The organism is Cupriavidus sp. HY129 (assembly GCF_059492215.1).
The window spans coordinates 273,147-284,860 of record NZ_CP083255.1 but is presented as its reverse complement, the minus strand read 5'-3'; the positions used below and the strand labels follow the sequence as shown (position 1 = coordinate 284,860).

At 65.1% G+C, this 11,714-nt stretch carries 9 protein-coding genes; 4 read left to right on the top strand and 5 right to left on the bottom strand.

Going from position 1 to position 11,714, the window contains the following annotated elements; all coding sequences use genetic code 11:
• Positions 1 to 34 precede the first annotated feature (34 nt).
• Positions 35 to 946 (bottom strand): LysR substrate-binding domain-containing protein, encoded by a 912-nt coding sequence (locus tag K6G35_RS17640; protein WP_008641323.1) that lies wholly within the window; start codon positions 944 to 946, stop codon positions 35 to 37.
• A 375-nt stretch (positions 947 to 1,321) separates the two neighbouring features.
• Between K6G35_RS17640 and K6G35_RS17635 the strand changes: the two genes are divergently transcribed.
• From K6G35_RS17635 to K6G35_RS17620, 4 genes are read left to right on the top strand one after another with little or no spacing between them, the layout of a single operon-like run.
• Positions 1,322 to 3,304, top strand: a complete 1,983-nt coding sequence (locus tag K6G35_RS17635) for an arylsulfatase (protein ID WP_495676823.1) — start codon at positions 1,322 to 1,324, stop codon at positions 3,302 to 3,304.
• A gap of 19 nt (positions 3,305 to 3,323) precedes the next feature.
• A complete protein-coding gene (locus K6G35_RS17630; protein WP_035880900.1) occupies positions 3,324 to 4,382 on the top strand; it encodes a formylglycine-generating enzyme family protein in 1,059 nt (352 codons plus the stop codon).
• On the top strand, positions 4,375 to 5,190 hold the full coding sequence (locus K6G35_RS17625; protein WP_035880902.1) for a MetQ/NlpA family ABC transporter substrate-binding protein: 816 nt from the start codon (positions 4,375 to 4,377) through the stop codon (positions 5,188 to 5,190). The genes K6G35_RS17630 and K6G35_RS17625 overlap by 8 nt, the downstream gene beginning before the upstream one ends.
• Positions 5,184 to 6,059, top strand: a complete 876-nt coding sequence (locus K6G35_RS17620) for a YkgJ family cysteine cluster protein (RefSeq protein ID WP_495676822.1) — start codon at positions 5,184 to 5,186, stop codon at positions 6,057 to 6,059. Before K6G35_RS17625 ends, K6G35_RS17620 begins: the two co-directional genes overlap by 7 nt.
• Here K6G35_RS17620 and K6G35_RS17615 read toward each other — a convergent pair.
• From K6G35_RS17615 to K6G35_RS17600, 4 genes are all read right to left on the bottom strand, one after another.
• Positions 6,052 to 7,230: a M20 aminoacylase family protein gene (locus K6G35_RS17615; protein ID WP_051705282.1), complete on the bottom strand. Its 1,179-nt coding sequence runs from the start codon at positions 7,228 to 7,230 to the stop codon at positions 6,052 to 6,054. The genes K6G35_RS17620 and K6G35_RS17615 overlap by 8 nt on opposite strands.
• Positions 7,231 to 7,283: 53 nt before the next feature.
• Positions 7,284 to 8,588: an MFS transporter gene (locus K6G35_RS17610; RefSeq protein ID WP_008641329.1), complete on the bottom strand. Its 1,305-nt coding sequence runs from the start codon at positions 8,586 to 8,588 to the stop codon at positions 7,284 to 7,286.
• A 153-nt stretch (positions 8,589 to 8,741) separates the two neighbouring features.
• Entirely contained in the window at positions 8,742 to 9,650 is a 909-nt protein-coding gene (locus K6G35_RS17605; RefSeq protein ID WP_008641330.1) for a LysR substrate-binding domain-containing protein, read from the bottom strand.
• 155 nt (positions 9,651 to 9,805) lie between these two features.
• Positions 9,806 to 11,530: an arylsulfatase gene (locus tag K6G35_RS17600; protein ID WP_234706911.1), complete on the bottom strand. Its 1,725-nt coding sequence runs from the start codon at positions 11,528 to 11,530 to the stop codon at positions 9,806 to 9,808.
• Positions 11,531 to 11,714 lie beyond the last annotated feature (184 nt).

Below are 11,714 nucleotides of genomic sequence, written 5' to 3'. Positions count from 1 at the left end.
GGGCCGAATCAGCCGGCCTTGGCGCCATAAAGCATCAGCCTGGTGCCATGGGCCTGTTTTCCCGGGCCTCATGCACCAGCCATTCCTTGAAGGCCTCGATCTTGCCCGAGTAGCGCTGCACCGACGGTGTCACGATATAGTGGCCCCGCCCGGTACGCAGCGGCTTTGCAAACGGGCAGATCAGCCGTCCAGCCTTGAGGTCGGGGTCCAGCATGTGCTGCTGGCCGATCGCGATGCCAAGGTTGTCCGTGGCCGCCTGCCACGTGAGGATGGAACTGCTGAAGACCATCTTCTCGGCCTTGTCGAACACGTGACCCATGCCGACGTGCGCGAGCCACGTCGGCCAGTCATCCTTGCGGTACTTGGAAACCAGCAGACGCTTGCTTTGCAGCGATTCCAGCAACTGCTCCGTGTTGCCATGGAAGGATTCCAGGAACGCGGGCGAGCAGACGGGTTCGATGACATCCTCGAGCAGCAGCGTTGCCTCGGCGTCTGGCCAGTTGCCATCACCGAGAACGATCGCCAGGTCGCATTGCTCGGTGCCGAAATCGAGCGGCGCGTTGCTGTTGGTAATCAGCACTTCGACGTCGGGGTACTGCAGCTTGAAATGCGGCAACCTGGGAATCAGCCATCGCGCTGTCAGCGTGGTGTAGGTGCGCAGGCGAATGACGTTGTCGGAGTACTTCTGGGTGACGAACTTGGTGGCCTCCGAGATTTGCTCGAACGCCGGGCCGATGCGCCGCGCGTAGGCTTCACCAACCTCGGTCAGCTTTACGCCGATGCGTTCGCGGGTGAAGAGCTGGACGCCCAGGTATTCCTCCAGCACAGCGATCTGACGGCTCACTGCCGATTGACTGACCCGGAGTTCGTTGGCGGCGGTCGTGAGGTTCTTGGCCCTGGCCACGACCTCGAAGACCTTCAATGGGTTGAGCGGAGGAATCTTCATCACGTCGCTGGTCTTCCCAGTCTCTCGTGTGCTTGCCGGACGACGCATGGTCCGGCTGTAGGTGCGTCTGGACGTTTCAGGGGCGCTGTGATCGGTCCTGCGGGACGAGCCGTGGAGGCTGAACGGGGAGATCTTAGCATGGTGGTCAAGCGGGGAATCGACGCGTCAGCCAACGATGGCCACCCCTTCGCCACACCGGATCCACGATCACGCATAAACGCTATCAAGCCCCGCTGATACGGCCGTCGGGCCCGCTTCCGGCCGTGTATTGGCGCGCTTCGACAATGCATATGCGAAACCATTCGTTCTGTGAAGCCGGTGTGATTCATAGCATGGCTCTCTTTCTCAACCCCGACGTTGAAGCGAGAGACGCATATGAAAAGAACGAAAGCGGCTGCCTTCCCACAACCGGTGCGACGCGCGCTGGCCACCCTTTGCCTGGGCGCGGTGGCGCTGGCGGCAGGTTGCGGGAGCGATGGCACCGATAGCGGCACGCTGGCCGTGGACAGTGGCACGCCGGTCACCACCCCACCGCAGGTCGTGGCGAAGAAGCCCAATATTCTGTTCATCATGGCCGATGACCTCGGGTACTCGGACCTGGGCGCGTTCGGCAGCGAGATCCGCACGCCCAACATTGACGCGCTGGTGCGCGATGGCCGCATCCTGACCAATCACCATACCGCCGCCGTGTGCGCCGTGACGCGTTCGATGATCATCTCCGGCACGGACCATCATCTGGTCGGGCAGGGCACGATGGCGAACAGCGACCCCAATTACGTGGACGAGAACGGCAAACCCATTCCCGGCTACGAGGGCTACCTGAACGATCGCGCGCTCTCGATCGCGCAACTGTTGAAGGACGGTGGCTATCACACCTACATGGCCGGCAAGTGGCACCTTGGCAGTGGCTTGCCCAACGCGACGAACCAGGGCGCGGCGGTTGGCACATCGGCACCGGGGCAGACGCCGGTCTCGTGGGGTTTCGAAAAGAGCTACGCGCTGCTCGGCGGCGGAGGGGATCACTTCGGCCGTAACGGCGCGACCGCCTACGTGGAGGACGATCACTACGTCACGCCCAACACAACCAATTTCTTCTCGTCGGATTTCTATACCTCGACGATCATCAAGTACATCGACTCGAGCACGGGCAAGAACGCCGATGGCAAACCGTTCTTCGCCTACCTGACCTACCAGGCGCCACACTCGCCGCTGCAGGCGCCGGCAGGCTATATCGACCGCTACAAGGGTGTCTATGACGCGGGCTACGAGCCGATACGCGTCGCGCGGCTGACCCGGCAAAAAGCGCTCGGCCTGATCCCGGCCGACTTCACGCCAAATCCGGGTCGTGATGAAACAGTCGCCGTCACGCCGGCCACGGCGAACTGGGGCACGCCTCAGGCGTCGTACGTCAGCGCCACGCGCAGCGTTGCGCAAGGCGGTGTGGATACCCGCGTGATGAACGCGAACAAGAAGTGGGACAGCCTGACCGCTGACCAGAAGAAGGCGCAGGCCCGCTACATGGAAATCTTCGCGGCCATGGTCGAGAACCTGGACGACAACGTTGGCCGGCTGGTGCAGCACCTCAAGGACATCGGCGAGTACGAGAACACCGTCATCGTGTTCCAGTCCGACAATGGCCCCGAAGCCAGCTACTACGAGTTCAGCGGCAAGTACGACCAGGACTACGACACGAAGAACGCCGACCCGGCCGTGTTCCCCACGCTCGGCACGCCGGCCTACAAGGGCACGGCCACGATCGACTACGGCCAGCGCTGGGCGGAAGTCAGTGCCACGCCATTCAAGCTGTGGAAGTCGTTCCCGTCAGAGGGCGGACATTCCGTGCCGACCATCGTCAAGCTGGCGGGCAAGGCACCCGCGCAGCCGCAGAGCAGGGTGACGGGCTTCACCCATGTGGTGGACCTGGCGCCGACGTTCCTGGACCTCGCCGGTGTCAGCGCGCCGACCAATCCGGCCACGCCGCTCTACGACAGCAAGGGGATCGACCGCAATGCGGGCAAGGTCGTGTACGACGGCCGCAATGTCTATCCGATCACCGGCCTGTCGTTGCTGCCGACGCTGCAGGGCAAGGCAACCGGCCCGTCGCGCACCACGTTTTCCGAGGAGTTGTACGGTCGCACCTATGTCTATAGCGACAACTGGAAGGCCGTATGGATCGAGCCACCGTTCGGCCCGGCAGACGGCGAATGGACGCTCTACGACATTCGCGCCGATCGCGGCGAGACGAACAACCTCGCAGCGCAGCGCCCGGATGTGCTGGGCGACCTGAAGTCCAAGTGGAACGACTACGCCGCGCGCGTGGGCGCGGTGCTGCCCAAGGTACCGGGCATGATCTACTGACATCGCGGAACCCGTGGACATGGTCGTGAACGTGTTGCGAAACAGGGGACGCTGGCGAGCGCCGCTGGCGGTAGCTGGGCTGGCATTCGCGGTAGGTGCTATCGCGTCGCTGGGCGTGCATGCGGTGCCGGGGGGCGCCATACTTGGCGGCGCCACGCTCGGCACGGTGCAGCGATGCGCCGCCTACTCGGGTTTGCCAGCCGGCTGGGGCAAGTCGCGGACGGCTGGCATGGCCCGGGTGACGGGTGGTGAGTTCGTGCCCGGCACCACGCTTGGCTATCCGGACGAGCGGCCAGCAGGAAAAGCGCGCGTCGGCAGTTTCTGGATCGACCGTACCGAGGTGACGGTGGCCCAGTTCGCGGCGTTCGTGCAGGCCACTGGCTACGTCACCGATGCCGAGCGCCAGGGCGCGGCGGTGGTCTTCCACAAGCCGACCGACGCAGAACTGGGTCAACGGCCCTACGCGTGGTGGACGATGGTGACGGGCGCCAACTGGCGGCATCCGGAAGGGCCGGACGCTGCCAATCCGCATGGCTACGATCACCGACGTGACAACCAGCCGGTGACGCTCGTCACGCAGGCCGACGCCAGGGCCTATGCGAACTGGCTCGGCCATGACCTGCCCACGGAGGACGAATGGGAGTTCGCGGCCAAGGCGGGACGTAGCGATGCCGGACTGGAGACGGCACCGCAAACGGCCGATGGAACGCCCACCGCCAACTACTGGCAGGGCGTGTTTCCGGTGCTCAATACCTCGCGCGATGGGTTTGCGGGGCTCGCGCCGGTGGGGTGCTACACGGCCAATGCGCTCGGCTTGTTCGACATGATCGCCAACGCCTGGGAGTGGACTGGCGACGCCTACACTGGCCCGCGCCAGTCGCACGCCAATGGCGATACGGCAGTGGTGGCGGCAGCGTCACGGCCGCGCAAGCCGGCCGCGACCAGTGTGATCAAGGGCGGATCGTTCCTGTGCGCGCCGGACTTTTGCGTGCGCTACCGTGCTTCGGCGCGGGAGTCTGCCGAAAGCGACCTGCCGACGTCGCATATCGGCTTCCGGACGGTGCTGCGCGATGGCTGAGAAGATTCACATCCACCGGCGCGGCGTACTGACGGCTCTGCTGGCGATGGGATTGCCATCGCCAGGATCTGCCACGGCGGCATCCGGTTCTGTCCAGCCGTGCTACACGGTGCGTATCGGCGTGGTCGCGGAACCAGACAGCGAGTTGGTTGGCGCGGCCAGCGATGCGGCGTTGCGCGAAGGCGTGCGGCTGGAGACCGTGCGTTTTGCCAGTGTGGCGCAGGCCAATGCGGCGGTGACCGCGGGCCGGATCGAAGCAAACATCGCACAGGATGGGCCGTCGCTGGCTCGGGCCGGCAGCGGCCTGCTGCCCGTGGCCCATACCGTCACCTATCCGATGGGGCTGTACTCGCGCACGCTATCCGATCTGCGCGGATTGCCGCCGCGATCCGTTGTCGCGTTACCTGTCGAGCCGTCCGCGCAGGGGCGTGCCCTGCTTCTGTTGCAAGGCTACGGCCTGATCCGGATATCGTCCGATGCGGGACTGAGCCCGCGCACTACCGATATCGTGGAGAACCGGCGCGGGCTGCGCTGGCGTGCCGTTGCGGAGGCGAAGCTTGCCGCCGCGCTCGACAACGCCGCGCTTGTGGCGCTTCCGTTTGCCACGGCATCGGCAGCCGGTCTCGCGCCCGCGCGCGACGCGCTCGGCATGGAGGACGCGCGTGTGCCCTTTGCCAATGTGCTCGCCATCCGCGCGCGTGATCGCGATGCGCCGTGGTTGGCGCCGACTGTGCGCGGCCTGCATTCCGAGCCCGTCAAGACGTTCATCCTGGCGCGCTTCAACGATTCGGTGCGTCGTCCGTGGTGAAGCTGGCCGATATCGCCGTGACGCACGAACGGACGTTTTCATTCCATTGCAGCGCGTGCGGCAAATGCTGCAACTCGTCGCCGCTCTTGACGATGGCCGAGTTATTCCGTCATCAGGACCGTTTTATCGGCTGCCTGTCGTTGCGGCGGGTGCGCCCGTCGCACCCGGACGCCCGTGATCTGGCGGCCATGCTTGGGCATGTCTTGCCCGGCGGTGACAGTCTCATGCTGGCGATTCAGGGTGTCGACTATCCATCGCTGGCCTCCTGTCCGGCACTTGGCAATGACAATCTCTGCACCATCCACGCCACGCGGCCAACCACTTGCGCCGTGGTGCCGCTCGATGCGTGGACACCCGATGCGCTGCAGTCGGCTGTGCTGGCCAGCCGGAGAAACGGTGCGGCCTATATCGGCGCGGACTGTATATCGGAAGGCATGCGCGATGGCTATCAGGAACTGGTGCGGGATGGGCGCATCACGTCGTCGGCCTACGCGGCAGCGCTGGCGCAACGGCGCGCCGCCGAAGCCGCGGAGAAGGCGGAGTGGGGCAATGCAGTGTTCCGGCTCCTGTTGCCGGAACTGCTGGCCGCGCCCGGCGGCATCGCCGCCCTGCCCGTGGAGGGATATCGCACGCTGGCGTTGGCACCGGTGTTAGCCGTGATCGCGGCGGGCTCCGAGCCGGATCGTCTGCGCTGCCTGGCGTTCATCGACGCGCAGGCCGCGCTGATTCGCCGCCACGTCGCGGCAGCCATCGCACGGAAACAGCCTGCCGACCGCACCGTCACCGCGATGTTGCGCGGCTTCGAGGCAGCGTTGCTGAGTCTCGCGGCCAGGTTGCGAGACGGGCAGGCCGTGACGATGGCTACTTGAGATAGCCCTCTGCCAATGCCACCCAGCAGGCGGCGCCTAGCGGAATTAGGGCATCGTTGAAGTCGTAGCCGTCGTTGTGCACCGAGCAACCTACCCACTCGCCCGTGCCGTTGCCAAGCACAAAATAGCAGCCGGGTACCTTCTCGAGCATCCAGGCAAAGTCCTCGCTGCCCATCTGCGTCGAGGGCGGGACCTGGATGACCTTGTCATTACCGAGCACGCTGGCCACGGCTTCGCGCGCGATCGCCGCTTCTGCCGGCGTGTTCCGGATGGCCGGCACCAGATGCTGGTAGTCGATCTCGGCTTCGACGCCGGCCGACGCGGCCTGATGCGTGACCACGGCACGGATGCGTTCCTCCAGCAGCTTGCGGACCTCGGGCAACGTGGCACGCACACTTAGCTTGAGCGTGGCGGTCTCCGGGATGATGTTGTAGGTCGTGCCCGCCGCGATCTGGCCCACGCTGATCACGCCCGCATCCACCGGCGCCACGTTGCGCGCGATGATGCCTTGCAGGGCCACCACGGTGTGCGCCAACGCCAGCGTGGGGTCGGCAGCACGATTCGGAATCGCGCCATGCCCGCCCTTGCCGCGGAAGGTCACGGTCACGCGGTCCGACGATCCGCCCTGCGCGCCAGGCTGGACCACGGCCATGCCGACCGGCAGGCCCGGCGCATTGTGGAATGCGTAGATCGCGTCGCACGGAAAGCGCTCGAAGAGACCATCCTCCATCATCGACAGGGCGCCGGTCATGCCTTCCTCGTCCGGCTGGAAGATCAGGTTCAGCGTGCCATCGAAGTTGCGCGTGGCCGCGAGATACTCGGCAGCGGCCAGCAGCGTGGCCGTGTGCCCGTCATGCCCGCAGGCGTGCATACGGCCGGGTACTTCGCTGGCATAGGGCAAGCCGGTGCGTTCCTGCAGCGGGAGCGCATCCATGTCGGCCCGGATGCCGATGCGGCGCGGGCCGTTGCCAACCTTGAGCTGGGCCACGATGCCGTGGCCGCCAATCCCGGCATGAACGTCGTAGCCCCACTCGCGCAGCAGACCGGCCACCATGGCGGCGGTGCGCGGCACGTCGGCCCCGAGCTCCGGGTGCGCGTGGATACGATGGCGCAGCTCGGCAAAGCGGCTGGCTGCGGACGAGATGGCGGCGGGAATGGGTGTGGTCGTCATGATGAATGGGGCTGAGCGTTGTGGGGCAATCGTGGGCATCTTCGAGGCGGTGCTCAATCGCGGCCCGGATGGCTGGGGAACAGCAGAAGCGCAGTAAAGCTGATCAGCGACGCGCACAGCATGTATCCGACCGGCGCCATGCGGCTACCCGTGGTGGCAATCAGCCACGTGACCACCAGCGGCGCGAAGCCGCCAAAAACGGTCACGCCCACGCTGTACATGATCGACATACCGGTGGCGCGGTGATGGCGTGGCAGCGATTCCATCATCAGCGCCGATCCCGCGCCGCCGCCTACGGAACTCAACGTGACCGACAACGCGATGCAGGCCAGCGTCAACGGCAGCCCCGGGCCAGAAGACAGCAGCGCGAAGTTGGGCACCATCACGCTGATGGCGACAATGCTGTTGGCGATCAGCAGCGGCTTGCGGCGCGGCAAGCGGTCCGCGAGCAAGCCGAACAGCGGTGACATGACCAGCATCGTCAGACCTGCCACGCAGGCGCCCAGGAACGCGGTGACGGGCGGCATGTGCACGGTGTTGACCAGATAGGTCGGCATGTAGAACACCATGATGTACATCGACGACGTGCTGCTCGTCATCAGCAGCACGCCGAGAATCAGCGTGCGGCGATGCTCGCGCACCACCGTCATGAGGCCGGCGTGGGCGGTGTTCTCGGTCTGGGTCTCTTCCAGATGCCGGCGGATGTAGATGCCGACCGGGGCGATCAGCAGGCCGAGCATGAAGGGCACGCGCCAGCCCCATGACTGGAGCGCTTCGGGGCTCAGCAGCGCCGAGACCGCAGCGCCGGTCAGCGCGCCCAGCAATGCCGCAGCACCCTGGCTCGCGCCTTGCCAGCTCACCGCGAAGCAGCGCCGGTGCTTGCCAGTCGACTCCATCAGCAGCGCCGACGCGGCGCCAACCTCGCCGCCGGCGGACAGGCCCTGCAGCAGACGGCCCACCACCACCAGCGCAGTGGCGGTCACGCCGATGCTGGCGTAGGCCGGCGTGAAGGCCAGCAGCGCCGTGCCGGCGGTCATCAGGCCGATCGTCAGCGTCAGTGCGGCCTTGCGGCCCCGCCGGTCGGCCATGTTGCCGATGAGCACGGCGCCGAGTGGGCGCATCACGAAGCCGGCACCGAACGTCGCAAAGGAAAGCAGCAACGAGGCGAGCGGACTGCTGGCGGGAAAGAACAGCCGGCCGATGGTGGCGGCGAAGAAGCTGTAGACCGTGAAGTCGTAGATCTCCAGGCCATTGCCGATGGCGGCCGCGATGACGGCGCGGCGGCCCTGCGTGCGTGAAGCGGGCGCGACAACGCTGGCTGCGGCATCGCTGCCCAGCGAAACGGTGGCTTCGTTCATGAGGCTCCTCGTGGTGGTCCGTCCGGGCAGTCGCTGAATGGCTGCCCGTGTTCTTATGGGTTTCTGTTCGACCGGACGATCTTAGGGGCCTGGCACCCATGGCGCACGCAGCTTTTTTTCATGGGTATGAGCGTTGGTAATCACGGGGTGGCGTTAGTCCGCCGTGGGAAACTCCTGGCGCAAGGCGTCCAGCAGGGCATCGTGCAGCCGCGCCGCCGCCCAGGTGAGGGTGTGGCGGTCACGCGATACCAGCGCGATGGTGCGGTCCGGCATGGTCTCGTCGACGTCGATGAAGTCCATGGTTTCGACGAGATAGCGACTGCGGCGGGATTCCTCGGAGAGCAGCACCAGCAGGTCGCTCTGCCGGCACATCTCCAGCGCCAGGGTCATCGACGTGCATTCGACAACGCGCGACGGCAGCGTCATGCCGTTGATGGCAAAGAGCTGATGAAACGGCGTGCCGGTATCTGAGAGCGGATCGAGTACGAGCCACTCCGCCTCCAGCAAGGCGCCGAGCGAGCGCGTGTTGCGCAACGGATGATCCTTGCGGCCGGCAATCAACGTCGGCACGTGGCAAGCCTGGGCGCAGTCGAGGCCATGCGCGTTGGCCAGGGACTGGGACGTCAGCGCGAAGTCGATGGTGCCTTCGCGCAGGTGCTCAAGCATTTGCGCCGGCCGCATTTCCTGCACGCGTAACTGCGCGCTCGGGAAATCGCGCCGGAATGCCGTGATGCAGGCGCCCGCCGGGCGCAGCAGGGCGGTGACCGGCGTGACGGCGACGGTGATCTCGCTGACCACCGTGCCTTTCATGTCCTCGAGATCCTGGCGCGCGCGTCTGACGTTCTCGCTGATCAGGCGGGCATGGCCGACCAGTCGTTGCCCGTATGGTGTGAGTTGCACACCCTTGTTCGTGCGCACGAACAGCGCGGCGCCCACGCTGGCTTCCAGTTCCTTGATGGCCTTGCTCAGCGCTGGCTGGGTGACGTGGAGCAGGCGGGATGCCTCCTGCATGCTGCCCGTCTCGGAGACGGCGGCCAACGCGCGCAATTGATGGAGCTTCATGAGGGGTCTCCCCGGAACGACCCGCAATCCGCTTGCGGAAAGCCGCCATTCTAGGCGCGACGAGACTTCCTGCGTGTTTTCTGCCTGCCCAGAATGCCACCGGCCGGCGTTCCGCGAGGCGGAAGCCGGCCGGTGGTGTCAGACGCTATCCCGTGTTACTTGGCTGGCGTCTTGTCCAGCGTCTTCATCAGTTGCTCGACCGCCTGGTCGATACTGAAGCTCGCGGGACGCTGGCTCGGCGGATAGTCCTTGAACGTCTGAAGGAACGGAATCACGCGATAGACGCCGTACTGCATCAGGTAGGCGTTCTTCGTGGCCCAGTCATAGTACTGATCGGATACCGTATCGGCGCGCTCGTATGGGTCCATGCGCAGGTTGAACGCCTTGGGCGCGCGCAAGCAGGTGAACGGGTTGGACCACACCTGGAAGCCGCCGGGCTGCCGCTGCTCACAGAAGACGATTTTCCAGTCGTTGTAGCGATAGGCGACCAGTTGCCCGTCATCGTTGAAGTAGTAGAAGTCCTGGCGCGGGCCGGTATTGGTCTGCCCGGTCAGGTACGGCAGGAAGTTATAGCCGTCCAGGTGCACCTTGAACGATTTGCCACCAAGGCTGGTGCCCTTGAGCAGTCGTTCCTTGATGTCGGTATCGCCCGCGGCCGCAAGCAGCGTGGGGAACCAGTCAAGGCCGGACATCATCGTTGTGGAGACCGTGCCCGGTTTGATGCGGCCTGGCCACTTCACCAGCGCCGGCACGCGGAACGCGCCTTCCCAGTTGGTGTCCTTCTCGCTGCGGAACGGCGTGGTTGCCGCATCCGGCCAGCTGAACTGGTTCGGGCCGTTGTCCGTCGTGTAGACCACGATGGTGTTGTCGGCGATCTTCAGGTCGTCGAGCGTCTTGAGCAGCTTGCCCACGTCGGCGTCATGTTCGAGCATGCCGTCCGCGTACTCGTTGCCCGGCATACCACTTTGGCCGCGCATCGACTCGCGTACATGGGTGAACAAGTGCATGCGGGTGGTGTTCATCCACACGAAGAACGGCTTGTCCGCCTTGACCTGCTTCTCCATGAAGCCGATGGCTGCTGCCGTGGTCTCGTCGTCGATGGTCTCCATGCGCTTGCGCGTCAGCGGGCCGGTGTCTTCCACCTTGCCGTCGGAGAACGAGTGGATCACGCCACGCGGGGAATTCGCCTTCACGAAGGCCGCATCGTTCTTCGGATAGTACGGACGCTCCGGTTCCTCTTCGGCGTTCAGGTGATACAGGTTGCCGTAGAACTCGTCGAAGCCGTGCGCGGTCGGCAGGTATTCGTTGCGATCGCCGAGGTGGTTCTTGCCGAACTGGCCGGTGGCATAGCCAAGCGGCTTCAGCGCTTCGGCAATGGTCGCGTTCTGCGCCTGCAGGCCCACGGTCGCGCCGGGGATGCCAACCTTCAGCAGGCCGGTACGCAAGCCGACTTCACCAGTGATGAAGGTAGAACGGCCAGCGGTACAGCTGTTCTCGCCGTAGTAGTCGGTCATCATCATGCCCTCGCGGGCGATGCGATCGATGTTCGGGGTGCGGTAGCCAACCACGCCATGGCTGTAGGCGCTGATGTTGGTCTGGCCAATGTCGTCACCGAAGATCACCAGGATGTTCGGCTTCTTGCCGGAATTGGCCACCGGCGGCAGTGCCGGCGCGGAAGCTGCCGACTCCGGCGCATTCGCGGCGACAGGGGGATTCTCGCGGGCGGCCGGCGGCGCAGCGGGCGCTTCGGCGGAAGATTGCGCGGCCGGTGCTTGCGCTGCCGGTGTCTTGGGCTCTTCCTGCTTGCCGCAACCCGCCAATGTTAGTACGGCAGCGGCAATGGCAAGCGTTGCCAGTCCCCCGATTCTTGTCTTTCTCATTTCAGATCGCCTCATGAAAGTGCCTCCGGTGCAAATTGCAATGGCGCATAAGTCTCGTGAAGTATCGCTGCTGAGTGAGATCAACGGAATTCAGTTTATTGAAGGTGTGAAGTGAATTGTTTATGAAACGCTCGGATACTGATTTCGCAGACAGGGATGTCCGAAGCGGGCGGTATGGCAGGTC

What these genes read in the sequence shown, in the direction of transcription:
- K6G35_RS17640 (WP_008641323.1), bottom strand. Translation starts at nt 946, where the DNA reads ATGAAGATTCCTCCGCTCAACCCATTGAAGGTCTTCGAGGTCGTGGCC.
- K6G35_RS17635 (WP_495676823.1), top strand. Translation starts at nt 1,322, where the DNA reads ATGAAAAGAACGAAAGCGGCTGCCTTCCCACAACCGGTGCGACGCGCG.
- K6G35_RS17630 (WP_035880900.1), top strand. Translation starts at nt 3,324, where the DNA reads ATGGTCGTGAACGTGTTGCGAAACAGGGGACGCTGGCGAGCGCCGCTG.
- K6G35_RS17625 (WP_035880902.1), top strand. Translation starts at nt 4,375, where the DNA reads ATGGCTGAGAAGATTCACATCCACCGGCGCGGCGTACTGACGGCTCTG.
- K6G35_RS17615 (WP_051705282.1), bottom strand. Translation starts at nt 7,230, where the DNA reads ATGACGACCACACCCATTCCCGCCGCCATCTCGTCCGCAGCCAGCCGC.
- K6G35_RS17610 (WP_008641329.1), bottom strand. Translation starts at nt 8,588, where the DNA reads ATGAACGAAGCCACCGTTTCGCTGGGCAGCGATGCCGCAGCCAGCGTT.
- K6G35_RS17605 (WP_008641330.1), bottom strand. Translation starts at nt 9,650, where the DNA reads ATGAAGCTCCATCAATTGCGCGCGTTGGCCGCCGTCTCCGAGACGGGC.
- K6G35_RS17600 (WP_234706911.1), bottom strand. Translation starts at nt 11,530, where the DNA reads ATGAGAAAGACAAGAATCGGGGGACTGGCAACGCTTGCCATTGCCGCT.